The sequence below is a fragment of the Agrobacterium albertimagni AOL15 genome, assembly GCF_000300855.1.
GTDB classification, from domain to species: Bacteria; Pseudomonadota; Alphaproteobacteria; order Rhizobiales; family Rhizobiaceae; genus Allorhizobium; species Allorhizobium albertimagni.
In genome coordinates, this window is the sequence record NZ_ALJF01000009.1 from 68436 (window position 1) to 85003 (window position 16568).

The window sequence follows — 16568 nt, forward strand, 5'->3', positions numbered from 1 at the left end:
GCGACGAGACCGCGCTCGGCCGAGGACGATTGCGTACGGAACGGGCATTGGGCGACGACGGAGAATTGCCATGCCTGAACGAGATTATGACTGGATTGCCCGGCGAGCCTATTCGCTTTGGGAAGAGGAAGGCCGTCCCGATGGTCGGGACGAAGCGCATTGGCAGACAGCACTCACCGACTGGGAAACCCTCCAGGCGGCGGCACGCCAGACCACGGCCAAGTCCGGCCAACGGATCGCAGCGGCCCAAACGTCGGCGGAGAACGAAGGTCTTGTCATCACCGAGGAGCCGGTGCTTCCGGCCAAAAAGGCTTCAAGGAGCCGGAAAGGGTGACCAAGGTGGCAGGAGTCGATCTTTCACTGGCGCTCAGCCGGGCGCAATTCATCCAGCGTGTGCGGGAAGCCTATCACCGGGACGAAGAGGAGCATGGTCCGCGCCGGCATTACCCGACACGTGTCCCTCTGCATGTGCTGGCGGTAACCTCGGAGATATATCCGCTGGTCAAGACCGGCGGTCTGGCGGACGTCACTGGAGCGCTGCCAAAGGCGCTTTCCTCCTATGGTATCGAGACCCATACGCTGGTGCCTGGCTATCCGTCGATCCTGGCGCTCGCGCGCCTTCATCCGCCACTCATGGAGTTCGACGATCTTCTCGGCGAAAAGGCGACCTTGCGCCATCTGGAGATCGACGGTCTCAGCCTCTTCGTCCTTGATGCGCCAGCGCTCTACGATCGTCCAGGCGGTCCGTATGTCGACGAACATGGCGTCGATCATACCGACAACTGGAAGCGCTTTGCGGTTCTGTCGCTTGCCGGCGCCGAGATCGCGGCCGGAGTGTTGCCGGGCTGGAAGCCGGATCTGGTGCATACTCATGACTGGCAGTCTGCGCTGACCTCGGTCTATCTGCGGCAGATGGGCTCTGCAGTGCCCGTCGTGCTCACCATCCACAACCTCGCCTTCCAGGGACAGTATTCGGCATCGCTTTTGCCGCAGATCGGCCTGCCGCCGGAGGTCTATTCCGTCGAACAGATGGAGTATTTTGGCGACATCAGCTACCTCAAGGGCGGCCTGGTGACGGCCGATCACATCACCGTCGTCAGCCCCACCTATGCGCGGGAAATTCTTTCGCCCACTTTCGGCATGGGACTGGACGGCGTGCTGAACGCGCGCATGGACAGACTGCAGGGGATCGTCAACGGGATCGACAAGGAGGTCTGGAATCCGGCCACCGATCCTTACCTGCCTTTCCGCTACGACGTGAAGACGGTGCGCAACAAGAAGAACAACAAGGCTCTGCTGCTCGAGCGCTTCAATCTGGAGCCGGGCGACGGGCCGCTCTTTTCCGCCGTTACCCGAATCACGTGGCAAAAGGGCATGGACATGCTGGCCGAGGTCGCGGACGAAATCTTCTATCGCGGCGGCCGGCTCATCGTTCATGGCCAAGGCGACCACGACATCGAGGACGCCCTGAAGGCAACTGCCGCGCGCTTCCCCGGACGGATGGCAGTATCGGTCGGTTACAGCGAGCCCACGGCGCATCTCATTCATGGCGGTTCGGATGCCATCATCCAGCCGTCGCGTTTCGAGCCTTGCGGCCTGACACAGCTCTATGCGCTGCGCTACGGATGCGTGCCCGTCGTGTCGCGCACGGGAGGCCTGTCCGAGACGATCATCGACGCCAATGATGCGGCGATATCAGCTCGCGCGGCCACCGGCTTCCAGTTCCATCCGGTTCGACCGGAGGGCCTGCGCCATGCCTTGCGTCGCGCGGTCGATGCCTATGGCGACAAGCGACAGTGGGCAAGGCTGCAGTTGCAGGCAATGCGTGCCGACTATTCCTGGGATCGCAGTGCCGAAAGCTATGCCGAAGTTTATGGTCGCCTGACGGAAACCGGTGCCGAGCTCCGTCACTGAGCCGTGAAGCAATTCTACATAAACAGAGGGCCCGGATCATACCGGGCCCTCTGTTCGTATTCGGCCGCGAGATCAGGGATTGGCCTGTCCATCGGGCCTGCTCTGGCCGGCACCCCCGGTCCCTGTCTGCGGGGTGGGGTCCCTATCGGCTTCCATCGCCGGCAAGGTGTCGGGAGCCACGTCTTGCTGTGAGCCGGTGGAATTGCTGCTGCTGTTGTTGCCGCCATCGCCGCAAGCCGTGAGCAGTCCAAGGACGGCGAGTACGGCCGTCGTTCTCTTCACGTTCATCTCCAATCCTCTCTTTGATAGTCGCCATCGCCATTAACGCGCTCGCGAAAGGCGATGGTGCGTTCGAGCGCCGCAATATCATCGCTGCTCGCCGGAACCGGGTCTTCGGCGATGGCCTCGAGTACAGCGGGGTCGATGGCGCCAGAGCGGATTGCCTGGCGCAGTGTTTCGCGTGTCTGCCGTTCCGCCTCCAGTTGGGCGAACAGCGCGACAATCAGCCGGTCACGCGGATCGGGAAAGCGACGCCAGCGTGGCGGACGCACCGTCTCGGACATGATCCACTCCTTTTCGACAGAAGAAATTGCTCCTTCAGGAAACATTTGGGGCGTCCCAATGTTCCCCTTTCGAAGGCTGATCGACAGAAGGAGAAACACCGTGGACAGCGATTTGAAGACGATGGAGGCCCGGCTCAACGCGCACCGGGAAATCCTGGTCTCGCTGCTGAGCGAAATCCTGATCTCGCCAGAGGGCGCTCCCGAAATGCTGCGCAATCTCGAACAGGAAGTGCTCTTGCGCGACGGCGCAGAAGATCCCGGCGTGGAGCCGTCTGCCGGGATCGGGCGCGGTCATGAAAAGGGTGAAGCGATCCGGGATATCCTGGACACGGCCAAAGCGCGCGCAGAGGCCCTGAGGCGAACGGCAAGCGATCTCAATCAGCCAAACGGTTTCACAGAGGCAATCAAGAAGAGGGAATGATTATGATCAGAGCGATGGTAACGAGGTGGCTCACGCATATGCGCAAGCCCAAGCGTGACACAGAGAGCAAGGAACATCGGCAGGTCGCTTTGCCCTTGCGCGCCGACCTGCCGCTTCGGGAGCGCTCCCGCTCGCTCGTGGCGGTCCCCGCACAGATCAATGGTGCGCGGATGGGGTCAGGAAAGTTCTGACCTGATCAACTGACCTAATCAACGGCGGTTGGTCTGTTCTCGGATGTCAAAATTGGCGTCCCAGTCTTTCGGCTTGTCTTCCTTGCCCGGAGGCCACTTGTTGACGGTGGCGTCTTCGGACCCTGTCACCACGGTAGGCTTGGCGCTTGCGACACCGTCGCTGTCGCCGCCGGCCTGCGTGCCAGCGAACTGGCCCTTCGCGTCGTCATGGATTTTAGCCTTGTCAGCTTCCTGGCGCTTGTCAGTCATGGTCAATCCTCCAAAGTGGTCATCATCAACCCGATGACGCACCGAAAGGTTCCTGTGCCCGCCTAGTCGGTGGACCCTGCGAGGAAGGAAGAGAGCGGCGCGACCAGCGTCCAGCGTAAGCCCGCGGGATCGAAATCGATCGTGACATTGCCGGCAAACGCACTTGCCGCATGACGTTCGATGACGGTCGATCCGAAGCCACGCCGTGTGGGCTTCGTGACAGGCGGACCGTATTGCTCGATCCATTGCAGCCGAAGTCGAGGCTCTTCATCCTGTGTCGCGGGCTCCAGCACCTCCCATTCGATCCAAAGCCGGCCTTCGAGCACCGACAGAGCCCCGTATTTGACGGAGTTGGTCGCCAGTTCATGAAAAACCAGGCCGAGATTCTGGACTGCATTCGCATTGACCAGCAGATCCGGACCTCGGCGATGGATGCGATCCACAGATCCCGTGACGGTGGTCAGCTGCAAGTCGACGAGGGACGCCAGCGGAATGCCGCCCCATTGCTGCTTGGCAAGCGCTTCGATCGACTGTGCAAGCCCTGCCAGGCGACCGCTGACGGCCCGCTGAAACTCTTCGACGTCATCGGTGCCGCGGGCCAGCTGCCGCATCATCGCCTGGACCAGCGAGAGGATGTTCTTGGTGCGGTGAACGAGCTCCTGCAGAATGAAGTGAATGCGTTCTTCCGCCTCTGCCCTGTCGAAGGAAGCATTCGACAGAGCCACCGCCACCTGGTTGGCCTCAAGAATCTTGGTGCGCACCGGCGAGACGATCTCACCATGACCGATGCGCTCCGCCATGCATGCAATCCTGCGGATCGCCGAGCGCAGATGGTGGGCTGCGACCAGAACGATCCCAAGCAGCAGTGTCATCAGAACGAGGCTCCCGATCAAAAGACTTTGCCAGAGGGTGATGAACGACCCTTTGAGACTGTCCACGGGTCCCCAGACCAGAGCGCGCCACGGCCAGTCCGCGACTTTCGCGTATCCCATCAGATATTGTCGACCGTTCTGGTAAAAGACGGCACTGTTGTTGGAGCCATACATCAGATCCAGCCAGCTTTGCTCGATTTCAGTACCGGATGGCTTATTCTCGGCGCCGTTCGACACGACGATCCGGCCATCGCCATCCACCAGTGCGGACGACCATCCGGACGGCAAGGCTTCGCCGGCGGCAAGGCTTGCAAGGCTCGCGGCATCCTGGGTAAGCACGACAGCGTTGATGCCGTCCGAAGTCCGCGCGGTGACAGGCATGGTCAGGTTGACCACCCAGCGCTCGCTCGTCGCGCCGAAGAAGACGCCCGAAAGCTCGACCTTGCCGGAGCGTAGGGCCGCCATGACCGAGCCTGGATTGGCCATGGGTTTCAGTGCGGCGCCCCAAGGCATCCGCGTGTTGAGGACTTGTACCCCGTCCCGCCGCGCCAGCATGACATAGAGAGAGCTCTCCTTGAGGCTTTCTCCGACGCGCGCATGGAATGCCTGCAGGTCGCCCTGCTGCAGCTCTACGGAATTCGCCACAAGGGCGAGCGTCGTTTCCATGTCGGCGATCTTGCGCTCGACGGCGCGGCTTATGGCCTGGGCATCGTCTGCCACGTCCGTGCGCATGGTCTGAAATTGCGATCGCTCGAGCTGCAACAGCAGAAAGGCGACAAAGACAAGGAGCGGGACTGTCGCCAGAACGGCCATTGCGGCGAGATACGAGCCGATCGACGCGGTCGGAAAGAGACCAGCAAACAACCTGCCAACGCGGTTCAAAGCGCCGCCCTCCTGCAGCGAGGCCCAGAAATCATAGGGACCTCAGCGAACCAAATGGGCGTGCGGGCGTTAGGATGATGACCGCGACACAGGAGGTTGCCATGATATTCAAACCCCAGCGTTTCCATGGAGAGGCCCCCGAGGTGGCTGTAGAGTTTCCAGCCGAGGCTGAGCTCGAGCAACGGGTCGCCGACGCGCTGGCCGCCTCTGACGGTGTGGGGGCGGAAGGCCTTCGCGTCGTGGCGACGGGCAAGGAGATCTTGCTGTTCGGCGGCGTTACGACGCGCGAGGAGATGGACAGGGCTGTGGAAGTCGCGCTTGCAGTTCCAGGGGTCGAAAAGGTCACGGTTCGGATGGAAAGCGGCGAAGCGCCCTGACACTGGGGAATGGGTCCCGCACGTAGCGCGGCGTCGCATAGCGGCCGAACGCCGGGGACAGGCTTCACGCCAATCCCAAGGACCCGCCGGGATCACCTTTGCGTCGATCGGTTTCACCTATATTCCGATTTTTCTGGCCAGACGAAACGTCAGGCGCGTCCACCCATGCCGGTCGTGCCGTCCGGTCCCCATGCCTGCGCAATGCCGGCAATCTCCTGCATACGTCCCCGCAAATCCTGCTGGCGCAGAACCGTCACCTTACGGATGGAGACTTTGCTCGCGGAATATTCTCGCGCAGCTTCCACCGCGAGCCGATAGCTCGGATAAACGGCCGACTGTCCTTCCTCCGACAGAAAGCACCAACCACTGGCTTGGGGAATAATATCGCAATACACCTCAGTCATGCCGCACTCCTCCTGATTTCACCAGAACGTGCAATCGGCTCAAGGGTTCCTGCCAAGGTGCAGTTTTTTTTTGCGTCAGGGGCCCGCTAGCCGCAGGTTACAATCAGGCTTGCCGCGGGAAAGCGTGAGAGATCCCGCATGTCTGACTGAGCTTCGGGCGGCATGACATGGATGGCGGCTCCATGTACCGGCGGCAGCGTTGCAATCTCATCGCTGAAATTTGCCCGCAACTGCCAGCGATGCTCCCCCAGCTGCCAATCGATTGCCAGCCTCCCCTCCTCCGCCAACAACACATGGCCAACGCCGCCGCCGACATCTTCAAGCAAAGGCATCAGATGACGCTTTCGTTTTTCGATCAGGTCACGGAAGATGGTTCGTAATACCATCCCTCGTTCGGTTTCAGCCTCCTGCCAGTCGAGCTTGGAGGCGAGGAAGGTGTCGAGATCATTGGGGTTGCGAATTTCCTGAAGCTCGAGGTCTTCCGTGCCGAATGACCTGGCTTGCTGCAGTCGATCCTCAAGAGAGTTCTGATCGAGATCCAGGGGGTAGTCGCTGAAAAAGAAGAACCTGCCGCGTGATCGAAATTCATCGCCCATGAAGAGCATCGGGATCTGCGGCGCGAGCAGCAAGATCGCCATCAACCGCTCGGCGAGATCGGGGTCGATGAGGCTCCACAAGCGATCGCCGCGACCGCGATTGCCGATCTGATCGTGGTTCTGCAGAAAGTTGATGAAGGTGACGGGCGGCAAGTGGCCGCTGGGTTCGCCCACCAGTGCATCGCCTTTGCCCTCGATCCGTTCCCCCTGGATGGCGAAGCCGCTTGCGAGCGTCTTTGCGATGCGTGGCCAGAAGTTATCGGCGAAAACCTTGAAATGCCCAACATGCTCGGCGGTGGCCCAGGCATGGATGAGGTGGTGATAGCCATCATTCCAGACCGCGTCATAGAGGCGGACCGCATTGTCCTCGCTTCGCTCGTGGAGAGCCGTGATGTTGCGGCTGTCTTCGACCACCAGATGGATGTGACGCCCCGGCAAAGTCTTGCGGATCAGAAGCGCCAGCTCTTCGACGAAGTGCTCGTCGCTGTCTGCGTCTTCAATCCGGTCGACGGCATCGAAGCGGAGGCCGTCGAGGGCAAATTCTTCCAGCCAGTAGAGTGCGTTTTCCGCGATAAGGTCACGCATCGGCTTGCGGGACACATCCGGCCTCGGTCCCCAGGGAGTGCCTTCAGTCATGAAGAGGTCAGGCGCGTAGACTTGCAGATGATTTCCATCGAGCCCCAGGTGATTGTAGACGACATCGAGCATGACCATCAGACCGAGGCCATGGGCCGCATCGATGAAGGCCTTCATGTCATCGGGGGAGCCATAAGACGGATGGGGTGTGTAGAGGAGTACGCCGTCGTAACCCCAGCCGCGCTTGCCCCCGAAGGCGGCAACGGGCATCAGTTGAACCACTGTCACCCCAATATCTGCAAGGGCGGGCAATCTTGCCGCTGCCGCAGCAAATGTGCCTTCGTCAGTGAAAGTCCCCACGTGGATTTCATAGACTACGGCTTCAGACCAGGGACGGCCCGTCCAGCCTCTGTTCTTCCAGCGATAGGCGGTCGGATCGACAACGAGCGACGGACCGTGAACATCCGATTCCAGAGCGCGGCCGGCGGGATCGGGCACATGTCTCCCATCCGGTAGCACGAAGGCATAGGGCGTCCCGGGCGCGACGTTGGTCGCGAGGAGATCCCACCAGCCATCGCCCATGGCCGTCATCGGCACCTCTTCATCGCTCAGGCGAAGGTTGAGTGTCTCGATGCCCGAGGCCCACAGGCGAAACCGCACCTCGCCGGCAGCGATGTATTCCGCGCCCCAGCTTTTGGGAAACACCCGGTATTCCGGATCGACCGGCCGCTCGTCTTCGGGCTTCGATCGCTGTTCGTCCATCCGCTCGCCCTCTCGCTCGGTTCATCCGGTGGATCGAACAATATGGACAAGGGTAAAGTTCCGGCACGGATGCGAGGAGCGCAGAACGGCGGCGATGAGGGCTGCCGGGTTTTCAGGAACAAAGTCGAGGGCGGCGGGATTGCTTCTTCATGATGCCGAGCCCGGCCGCATCCCGCGGCGGGCGGTTCTCAGGGAGATGATCATGACGACCCCAAACCCCACGACACCCTATGACGACCAGCCCCCGATGCCCGCTCCGACCTGGGCTCCGGAAGTCCCGATCGAGGAGCCGCAGCCGGACGTCTTGCCGGACGAGGTGCCGACACCCAATCCCGACGAGACGCGCGATCCGCCTGTGACGGAGCCGTCGCCTATCTGACACCCTAGTGTCGACGCGGGCCTCAACGCAGGCCCGCGACCCTCTCCCAGCTCTTCTTGCCGGCGACCCAATTCTGCCAGTCGGCGACCGAGCCATAGAAGACATTCAGATCGATCTTGCCGTTGACGCCCTGCGAGAGGCCGGAGCCGGAATACTGCCAGAAGACCCACTTGCGGCCCGGATAGACCTTGGAGGGATGGGCCGCGACCGAGCGGAGCCAGAAGGGATAGTCGAGGAAGTGGCCGCGCAGATTGTCCTTGTAGAAGTCGGGGGCCGTGTAGATGACCGGCCGCTTGCCGTAATGCCGCTCCAGACGATCCATGAAGACCTGCATCTTTTCGCGCGCCTTTTCCGGCGAGAGGCGGAAGCGGCAGCTGGATTCGCCGTTGTATTCGACGTCGATGACCGGCGGCAGGGCATCCGGATCACGCGGGACGTTGCGGATGAACCAATCCGCCTGCTCCGAAGCGACGCGGCACCAATAGAAGAAGTGATAGGCGCCGCGCTTTACGCCGGCCTCCTTGGCCCGCTTCCAGTTGGTGTGAAACATCGGATCGAGATGGTCGCCACCATCGGTCGCCTTGATATAGGCGAAGTTGGCGCCCTGGCTGCGTAGCGTCTGCCAGTCGATATTCCCCTGCCAGCGCGAAACATCCACGCCGTGCACGGCATGATGCTTCGGTGTCACCTTGCCGAAGTTGATCGGTTTGGCATCGCTGAAGCGCTGATTGAAAACGCGATGGCGTCCGTTGGAGCGCTCAGTCGGGTCCCGGGGTGCCAGGACCGCGCGTATCGGGGACGACAGCATCGCCATTGGCCGCTGGTCGGGTACGGGCATGCCGGCGGTCATCTGCGGCGTATCGAAATGCGCCTGGTTCGGCGTGTCTCCCGCCCAGGACAAAGCCTGCGGGTCACTGCCGGATGTCGACGCGGATGCAATGGAACCTGTTTGCTCGTCGACGGCGACGGCAGGTGTCGGGGCTGCGGCAGTCTGAACCTGTTGGGGCGCCCCCTTTGAGCCAAGTTGCAGGGCTTCTATCGGATTGGTGCGAGCACTGCAGCCGGCAAGCACCAGACAGCCGATGAGGAGCGAAGGGACAACCTTGGAACGCATGGCACAAGAACTCAAACTAATGCCGGGCGCATTCGAAGTCGGACACCCGGGGCCTCTGGGAATTGCTAACAAAGCTTTACCGGGAAAAGGTGAATGCAATCTTTACGGGCCGAGCCCAGGTGCCGTGCTTAGAACTCGAATGTCCCCTCTTCACAGAGATGTGCGCCGCGCCGGCGATCTCGATTGTTTCGCGCGCCGTAGAACTAAATGTTCGGTTTTTCGTGGTGCCCGGGGAACGACAGCCATGCCTTCACGACGCGCTTTTCTGATGACTTCATTATTCGCCCTGGCGAGCAAGCCTTCGCGCAGCGCCGATCCCTGGGAGGCGTTGCGCGCCAAGCGGGCTTTCGTGCTTCTGCGGCATGCGATCGCGCCTGGAACAGGTGATCCTGCGGGCATGCGCCTCGGCGACTGCAGAACGCAGCGCAATCTCTCCGACGAGGGACGGTCACAGGCAAGGAGTATCGGCTCCTTGTTGCGTAGCCAGGGGATCGACAGAGCGGCGGTCTATTCGAGCGAATGGTGCCGATCTCTGGATACTGCCCGGCTGCTGGAGCTTGGGCCGGTGTCGCCGCAGCCGCTTCTCAATTCCTTCTTCGGCAGGCCCGGAAACGGAGCCAGACAGACAGAAGCGCTCAAAGCCTGGCTGTCGACCCGACCGGTCGACCTGCCGCTGGTGCTGGTCACCCATCAAGTGAACATCACGGGGATGACATCCGTCGTTCCTCGCAGCGGCGAGCTCGTCTTCACGACCATGGATGCGGCCGGCGCGGTCAGCGTGATCGGCCGGCAATCCGCCGGGGCATGACAGGCAAAATCATGCGGCAGAAATGGGGACCGCGCGTGATGAAAGGACTTGAAACAGGTTTAGGTGCGGCGGCAATCCAGACATGCCCCGACGGACGCGCCGGCAGGGTCGGCGCCACCATACTTCTCCAAACGCGGCGCCAACGGGAGTCTAAAATCTGCATCGATCGATCTCCGGGCGCATTCTGCCGTTTCCATGATGCCGCTGCCGCGGTGTAATCGCTGTCACGGAAGTCTGCGGGAAAGCGTGTTAGCTTTGTTCGGCGACGATGGGAGCGACAAGGCATGGATGCATGGCGGGCACGGCTGGACGATCAGGCCTATGAAGACGCGATCCGATATTGTGCCAACAGCATCCTGCCCATGCATTTCGGCGAAAAGCTGATCAACAAGATCTTCGGCCGCAATCTTCAATCCCATGCAGCAGGCCTGCTTGCCGTGATGCATTGCGAGGCCGAACTCGGGCTCGGCGAGCGGCCGACGCTCACCCGAATCCAGGCCGAGATGGGACGGTCTAGAACGCTTTCCAGCTTCTTCTCACTGCTCCGGTTTGCCCGCTTCATCGAGGCGGTCGATCATGACGGAGACCGTCGAACAAGGATCTTGCTCGCCAAGCCACCTCTGCTCGACGGCCTGAAGACCTGGCTGTCGCATCACATGACCTGCGCCGAAGTGGCCGGGCTCCTGCCGACCGGCAGCACGCACCGCCTGAAGAGCGACGAGGTTTTCGCGCTGCGCTATATTGCAGCGGCGCGACTGATGCTGGACCGGGTGAGGTCGCACACGACCCACGGCCAGGACGCATGGTCCTGGTTCGACCGGTTCGATTGCGGCGACAGGATCGCGCTTGCGCTGCTTCGGGCCCATTATGAAGATGCCGGCGAGCAGGAGACACGCTGGTTTCTTCTCGATACGCGGCAGCTCGCCGAGAGGCTCGGCATCTCCCATTCCCATCTGCGCAATGTCGTCAACGGAGCGGAAGCCCGAGGCTTCGTTCTCCAGGATCGTCGCACTCATCGAACCGCACTCACCCCGCAAATGCTGAACGAGATCCGTGACTTTCACCTCTCCTTCTGGGGCTGGATGGCAGAAACGGCCGATCATGCAGAGAGCGGACAGACATTCGCCGCCTGATCGCCAGCGCCTGCAAGCGCAGCGATGACGTCTGCCACTTGCGTCCTTGTAGAGGCGCACAATAGAATCGTCCTGCAATCGAGGGCAGAGGGATCTCATGGACACGACGCATGACACCAGCCAGTTGGAGATGGTGGTCCTCATGACCCCCGACATGGCGAATTTTTCCGGCAAGGTGCATGGCGGCGCGCTGCTCAATCTTCTCGACCGGGTCGCCTATTCCTGCGCTTCGCGCTACTCGCAACAGTATGCGGTCACCCTGTCGGTCGATCAGGTCGTGTTCCGCCAGCCGATCCATGTCGGCGAGCTCGTGACGTTCCGCGCCTCTATCAACCATGCCGGCCGGACATCGATGGAGGTCGGCATTCGGGTCGAGGCAGAGAACATCAGAACCGGCGAGCGGCGGCACACGAATTCCTGTTACTTCACGATGGTCGCCGTCGATGCCGAAGGCAGACCGACGGCGGTGCCGACCTACATGCCGCAAACAGAGGTTCGCAAGCGTCGACAGCGCGCTGCGGAAACCCGCCGGGCACTGCGACTGGAATTCGAGGCGCGCTTCAGAGAGGCAAGCCAGACCGCAGAAGAAGCCCTTCCGATCGCGTGAGGCGAACCCGATTTGCTTGACTTTGTCACACCTTTGACCAAGTCCGAGGAGGCTGTGGTGCATGGTGGAGTTGGAAATGATGCAGAAGCTTTTTGATCTTTCGGGGCGCCGCGCGCTGGTGACAGGCTCTTCGCAGGGCATCGGCTTTGCCCTCGCCTCCGGCTTGCAGGAGGCCGGCGCGGAAATCGTGCTCAACGGCCGTAGCCTGGACAAGCTCGAGACGGCTGCAGCCAAGCTCGGGCCCGGAGCCAGGATTCTGCCTTTTGACGTCACTGATCACATGGCCGTGCGCGAGACGGTCGATCGCTTCGAGTCGGAAGTCGGTCCGATTGACATCCTTGTCAACAATGCCGGCATGCAGCACCGAGCGAAGCTGGAAGACTTCCCGCCTGATGCCTTCGAAAAGCTGCTGGCCGCGAATGTCTCAAGCGTTTTCAATGTCGGCCAAGCCGTCGCCCGACACATGATCGGCCGCAAGCGTGGCAAGATCATCAACATCGCCAGCGTCCAGACGGCACTCGCGCGTCCGACGATCGCGCCCTACACGGCGACCAAGGGCGCCGTCGGCAACCTCACCAAGGGCATGGCGACCGATTGGGCACGCCATGGGCTGCAATGCAACGCGATTGCGCCCGGCTATTTCGAGACACCGCTCAATGCGGCCCTCGTTGCAGATCCGGAGTTCACGGCCTGGCTATCGAAACGCACGCCGGCGGGGCGCTGGGGCAAGGTCGAGGAATTGGCCGGGGCCTGCGTCTTTCTCGCGTCCGACGCTTCCTCCTTCGTCAACGGCCACATCCTCTATGTGGACGGAGGCATTACCGCTTCCCTCTGAACGCAAGTCTGGGTGTTGCGTCTTCAGATACGCGAGAAGGCCGCCAGAACCGTCCGTTCGGACTGCAGGAGATAGGCTTCCAAGGCGGCGGCCGCTCCCTTGGGATCGCCTGCCACCAGTTTTTCAAGAATGGCCGCATTCATCTCGACATAGGGCGCGTGCAGCAGTTCGGGCTCTTTCAGCAGGCCAAAGCTCAAGCGCAGTTCAGCGGCGATCTGCGCATAAAAGCCCGTCAGTCTTTCGCTATCGGCCAGATCGACGATTGCCGCGTGGAATTTCATGTTCTCGCTACCGACTGCGGTCCAGTCGTTGAGCTTGCTCGCCGCACGGGCGGTCTCGACTGCCGCCCGCATGCGGGCAACTGCCGGGTGGTTGGGATAGGCATTGGACAGCGCCTGACACTCTACAAGGCGACGAACGCGGTAGATATCGATGATCGAAGCCATGCTGGGCGTTGCGACGAAGACACCCCTGTTCGGTTCGTGCTGAAGCAGACCGTCTTTGGTCAATAGCCGGAATGCTTCGCGTAACGAGTTGCGAGACACGGCAAAATCGGCGCTCAGGGCAGCTTCCGACAAGCGCTGCCCGGGCTTCAGCTCTCCGCTGATCAGCCTGTCGCGAATTGCTTCCGCCAGGCGTGGCGCCAAGGCCGCTGTCGTTTCCGTCTCTGCCATGCTCATTCCCCAAGGTGCCGGCCCCAATGTACCGGTTAGCCCGCTGCATCTTCACGAGCCATCCGTCGATCGATGGAAAGCTCTGCTGCCTTATCGTCCATGTGCGAAATCGCAGCAAGGCGGGAGCCAATCACGGCCAAAAATTGTTCTTGAACAGCGGGAAACTGCTTATCCGAGTATCAATTTGCTCAACATTGCGGCAATCAAGTAGAACGATAAAATAAAATCGTTGAACAATATTGACAGAATTGTGAAACCACGAGAGGCTACCCCTGCAGGTGAACAACAAGCCCCGCGCAAAGCCGGGACAGGTCAACCGAGAGGGTAACATGGAACAGACTTCGACAGCTCCCGATGGAGCCGCATCCGGCGGCATGTCCGCCAAGACGCGCCGCGGCGCCTTGATCGCCGCAATCTTTCTCATGGCGACGTCCGCCATCGGGCCTGGTTTCATTACCCAGACCGCAACCTTCACGACAAGGCTCGGATCGGCGTTCGCATTTGCGATCCTCGCCTCGATCCTCATCGACTTCGTGGTCCAGCTGAACATCTGGCGGATCGTGACGCTGACCAAGATGCGCGCCTCCGATATCGCCAACGCCGCCATTCCCGGCACCGGTTATGTGCTGGCGATCCTCGTCATCGTCGGCGGCCTGTTCTTCAACATCGGCAATATCGGCGGCGGCGGCCTCGGCCTCAACGCGCTGCTGGGCCTCGACCCGAAACTGGGCGGCTCGATCAGCGCGTTGCTTGCGATCGGCATCTTCCTGTCGCACCGAGCAGGTGTGGCGATCGACCGCGTCATCGTCGTCGCTGGCCTGATGATGATCGTGTTGACCGTCTATGTCGCGTTTGTCTCGCAGCCGCCGGTGGGTGACGCCTTCTTCCAGACCTTTCTACCGAGCACCATCGATTTTGCTACGATCACGACGATCGTCGGCGGCACGGTCGGTGGTTACATCACCTATTCCGGCGCCCACCGTCTGCTCGACAAGGGCACTGTTGGCATCGAGAACCTCGGCGCTGTGAACCGCGCCGCTCTGACCGGCATCGCCGTCACCGGCGTCATGCGCTACGTGCTGTTCCTTGCCATCCTCGGCGTTGTCGCCAGCGGTGTAGCGATCGACGTTACCGGTGCTGGCGCCAACCCGGCAGCCCAGGCATTCCAGGCTGCCGCAGGGGACGTTGGCATGCGCATCTTCGGTGCGATCTTCTGGGCAGCCGCGATCACCTCCGTCATCGGCGCGGCCTATACCTCGGTATCCTTCGTCACCGTCTTCAAGAAGGACATGACCGAACGCGCCCGCAACATCGCGACTGTCATCTTCATCGCGGTTTCGCTGTTCTTCTACATCATCATCACGACGCCGCCGGCGCAGATGCTGGTCTTCGTCGGTGGTCTGAATGGTCTCATCCTGCCGATCGGCCTGACCATCTTCATCTATGCCGGCTGGGCGCGCTCCGATCTGATGGGTGGCTATCGCTATCCGCGCTGGCTGCTGATCCTGGGAGCACTGACTTGTGCGCTCACCTGGTACATGGGCTACAAGTCGATAGGACCGATCTTCGCGCTGCTGACCGCGGCCTGAGAACGAGAACAGGGAGGAAGACATGACTGCCATCGATCTGAACAGCGACCTTGGTGAATGCTATGGCGCCTGGGCCATGGGCGACGACGAGGCGATGCTCGCAATCGTCTCCAGCGCCAATGTCGCCTGCGGTTTCCATGCCGGCGATCCGGTCGGCATTCTGAAGACGGTCAAGGCTGCCGCCGAACGCGGTGTTTCGATCGGGGCGCATGTCTCCTACCCGGATCGCGTCGGCTTTGGCCGGCGCGACATGGATGTCACCTCGCCGGAACTCACCGCCGATGTGATCTACCAGATCGGCGCAATCAAAGGCATTGCTGCGGCATCCGGGGTCAGCGTCGGATATGTGAAGCCGCATGGTGCCCTCTACAATCGTATTGCCCATGACGCCAAACAGGGCCAGGCCGTCATCGACGGCATCAAGGCGATCGATCCTGATCTTGTGATGATGGGGCTTGCGGGGTCACCGATCCTCGAGCTTGCCCGTGCCTCCGGCCTCAAGGTTGTTGCCGAAGCATTCGCCGACCGTGCTTATACGCCGTCCGGCGCGCTCGTATCCCGGCGGGAACCCGGCGCCGTGCTGCATGATGCGGGCCTCATCGCCAAGCGCATGCTGCAACTCGCGCATGACGGCACGATCGAGGCGATAGACGGGTCCACGATCAAGATCGATGCGCAGTCCATCTGCGTCCATGGCGATAGCCCCGGCGCGGTCGCGATCGCACGCGAGATCCGCGAGGCCTTCGAGAAGGACGGCATTGTGGTGCGGTCCTTCCTTACGCGCTGACGCCCTCAACAGGAGACGTTCGATGATCAATCTCGACACTTTGCGGCATGTGGATACGGCCGCAGCGAGGGCGGCCCGTGAGCGCTATCGCGCAGGCGCCGTCGAACCGACTTCGGGTGTAGCACCGGGCTTCACCCAGGCGAACATGATCGTGCTTCCACGCGACTGGGCCTTCGACTTCCTGCTCTATGCGCAGCGCAATCCCAAGGCCTGTCCGGTGCTCGACGTCTCCGATCCGGGCTCGCATGCGACCGTTCTCGCGAAAGGTGCCGACTTACGCCGCGATGTGCCGCTCTACCGGATCTGGCGCGACGGCAAGCTCGCGGAAGAAGTGAGTGATGCGACCGCGGCCTGGGCGGAGCATCCCGATCTCGTCAGCTTCCTGATTGGCTGCAGCTTCACCTTCGAGACGCCGATGATGGAGGCGGGCATCGAGATCCGGCACATCACCGACAAGTCGAATGTGCCGATGTATCTCACCAATCGTCCCTGCCGGCCTGCGGGTCGACTGCAAGGCAATCTGGTCGTCTCGATGCGCCCCATCCCGGCGGCGCGCGTGGCGGATGCGGCCACCATTTCTGGCCGCTTCCCGGCCGTGCATGGGGCACCAGTGCATGTGGGTGCGCCGGAAGAGCTCGGGATTGCCGATCTCGGCAAGCCGGAATTCGGCGATGCCGTGCGGATCGAGCCGGGTGAAGTGCCGGTCTTCTGGGCCTGCGGGGTGACACCCCAGGCTGCGGTCATGGCGTCGAATGTCCCGTTTGCCATCACCCACGCCCCCGGCCACATGTTCATCACCGATATCCCCGATTCCGCCTATCACGCCTGAGGCCAC

The 16568-nt window shown here is 61.6% G+C and carries 21 protein-coding genes; 13 read left to right on the forward strand and 8 right to left on the reverse strand.

Going from position 1 to position 16568, the window contains the following annotated elements:
- The first annotated feature begins 70 nt into the window (after positions 1-70).
- A complete protein-coding gene (locus tag QWE_RS11560) occupies positions 71-334 on the forward strand; it encodes a DUF2934 domain-containing protein (protein WP_006726304.1) in 264 nt (87 codons plus the stop codon).
- Between the two features lie 128 nt (positions 335-462).
- Complete coding sequence (glgA, locus tag QWE_RS11565) at positions 463-1914, forward strand: glycogen synthase GlgA (RefSeq protein ID WP_040300063.1); 1452 nt, start codon at positions 463-465, stop codon at positions 1912-1914.
- Between the two features lie 72 nt (positions 1915-1986).
- On the opposite strand, the gene QWE_RS11570 is transcribed toward glgA, so the two are convergent.
- Positions 1987-2196: a hypothetical protein gene (locus QWE_RS11570; protein WP_157790706.1), complete on the reverse strand. Its 210-nt coding sequence runs from the start codon at positions 2194-2196 to the stop codon at positions 1987-1989.
- A gap of 2 nt (positions 2197-2198) precedes the next feature.
- Entirely contained in the window at positions 2199-2477 is a 279-nt protein-coding gene (locus QWE_RS11575; protein ID WP_006726307.1) for a hypothetical protein, read from the reverse strand.
- A 100-nt stretch (positions 2478-2577) separates the two neighbouring features.
- On the opposite strand from QWE_RS11575, the gene QWE_RS11580 reads away from it, so the two are divergent.
- Positions 2578-2898, forward strand: coding sequence for a hypothetical protein (locus QWE_RS11580; protein ID WP_006726308.1), 321 nt, complete (start codon positions 2578-2580; stop codon positions 2896-2898).
- Between the two features lie 38 nt (positions 2899-2936).
- Positions 2937-3089: a hypothetical protein gene (locus QWE_RS11585; protein WP_157790707.1), complete on the forward strand. Its 153-nt coding sequence runs from the start codon at positions 2937-2939 to the stop codon at positions 3087-3089.
- Between the two features lie 18 nt (positions 3090-3107).
- On the opposite strand, the gene QWE_RS11590 is transcribed toward QWE_RS11585, so the two are convergent.
- The gene (locus tag QWE_RS11590; protein ID WP_006726310.1) at positions 3108-3338 is read right to left on the reverse strand and encodes a hypothetical protein; all 231 of its coding nucleotides are present in this window, start codon (positions 3336-3338) and stop codon (positions 3108-3110) included.
- 62 nt (positions 3339-3400) lie between these two features.
- Complete coding sequence (locus QWE_RS11595; RefSeq protein ID WP_006726311.1) at positions 3401-5092, reverse strand: sensor histidine kinase; 1692 nt, start codon at positions 5090-5092, stop codon at positions 3401-3403.
- A gap of 101 nt (positions 5093-5193) precedes the next feature.
- On the opposite strand from QWE_RS11595, the gene QWE_RS11600 reads away from it, so the two are divergent.
- A complete protein-coding gene (locus tag QWE_RS11600) occupies positions 5194-5469 on the forward strand; it encodes a BON domain-containing protein (protein ID WP_040300043.1) in 276 nt (91 codons plus the stop codon).
- A gap of 149 nt (positions 5470-5618) precedes the next feature.
- Here QWE_RS11600 and QWE_RS11605 read toward each other — a convergent pair whose 3' ends face one another.
- Positions 5619-5873: a hypothetical protein gene (locus QWE_RS11605; RefSeq protein ID WP_006726313.1), complete on the reverse strand. Its 255-nt coding sequence runs from the start codon at positions 5871-5873 to the stop codon at positions 5619-5621.
- A gap of 86 nt (positions 5874-5959) precedes the next feature.
- The gene (gene treZ / locus QWE_RS11610; protein ID WP_006726314.1) at positions 5960-7807 is read right to left on the reverse strand and encodes a malto-oligosyltrehalose trehalohydrolase; all 1848 of its coding nucleotides are present in this window, start codon (positions 7805-7807) and stop codon (positions 5960-5962) included.
- Positions 7808-8009: 202 nt separating this feature from the next.
- Here treZ and QWE_RS25470 point away from each other — a divergent pair, with 202 nt between their 5' ends.
- Entirely contained in the window at positions 8010-8186 is a 177-nt protein-coding gene (locus QWE_RS25470) for a hypothetical protein (RefSeq protein WP_085942931.1), read from the forward strand.
- Between the two features lie 22 nt (positions 8187-8208).
- Here QWE_RS25470 and QWE_RS11620 read toward each other — a convergent pair whose 3' ends face one another.
- The gene (locus QWE_RS11620; protein ID WP_006726316.1) at positions 8209-9300 is read right to left on the reverse strand and encodes a glycoside hydrolase family 25 protein; all 1092 of its coding nucleotides are present in this window, start codon (positions 9298-9300) and stop codon (positions 8209-8211) included.
- Between the two features lie 268 nt (positions 9301-9568).
- On the opposite strand from QWE_RS11620, the gene QWE_RS11625 reads away from it, so the two are divergent.
- The 4 genes from QWE_RS11625 to QWE_RS11640 all read left to right on the forward strand — a co-directional run bounded on the left by QWE_RS11625 (position 9569) and on the right by QWE_RS11640 (position 12683).
- Entirely contained in the window at positions 9569-10108 is a 540-nt protein-coding gene (locus tag QWE_RS11625) for a histidine phosphatase family protein (RefSeq protein ID WP_240532535.1), read from the forward strand.
- Positions 10109-10392: 284 nt separating this feature from the next.
- Complete coding sequence (locus tag QWE_RS11630; protein WP_006726318.1) at positions 10393-11241, forward strand: hypothetical protein; 849 nt, start codon at positions 10393-10395, stop codon at positions 11239-11241.
- Between the two features lie 97 nt (positions 11242-11338).
- Entirely contained in the window at positions 11339-11848 is a 510-nt protein-coding gene (locus QWE_RS11635; RefSeq protein WP_006726319.1) for an acyl-CoA thioesterase, read from the forward strand.
- Positions 11849-11924: 76 nt separating this feature from the next.
- Positions 11925-12683 carry an SDR family oxidoreductase gene (locus tag QWE_RS11640; RefSeq protein WP_006726320.1) on the forward strand — a complete coding sequence of 253 codons (759 nt, stop codon included), beginning with the start codon at positions 11925-11927 and terminating at the stop codon, positions 12681-12683.
- 23 nt (positions 12684-12706) lie between these two features.
- Here the strand turns inward: QWE_RS11640 and QWE_RS11645 are convergent, their stop codons facing one another.
- The gene (locus QWE_RS11645; protein ID WP_006726321.1) at positions 12707-13357 is read right to left on the reverse strand and encodes a GntR family transcriptional regulator; all 651 of its coding nucleotides are present in this window, start codon (positions 13355-13357) and stop codon (positions 12707-12709) included.
- A 374-nt stretch (positions 13358-13731) separates the two neighbouring features.
- Between QWE_RS11645 and QWE_RS11650 the strand changes: the two genes are divergently transcribed.
- From QWE_RS11650 to QWE_RS11660, 3 genes are read left to right on the forward strand one after another with little or no spacing between them, the layout of a single operon-like run.
- Positions 13732-14946: an NRAMP family divalent metal transporter gene (locus QWE_RS11650; protein WP_085942932.1), complete on the forward strand. Its 1215-nt coding sequence runs from the start codon at positions 13732-13734 to the stop codon at positions 14944-14946.
- A gap of 22 nt (positions 14947-14968) precedes the next feature.
- Positions 14969-15733: a LamB/YcsF family protein gene (locus QWE_RS11655; protein WP_006726323.1), complete on the forward strand. Its 765-nt coding sequence runs from the start codon at positions 14969-14971 to the stop codon at positions 15731-15733.
- A gap of 22 nt (positions 15734-15755) precedes the next feature.
- Positions 15756-16562 carry a putative hydro-lyase gene (locus QWE_RS11660; protein ID WP_006726324.1) on the forward strand — a complete coding sequence of 269 codons (807 nt, stop codon included), beginning with the start codon at positions 15756-15758 and terminating at the stop codon, positions 16560-16562.
- The last annotated feature ends 6 nt before the right edge of the window (positions 16563-16568 follow it).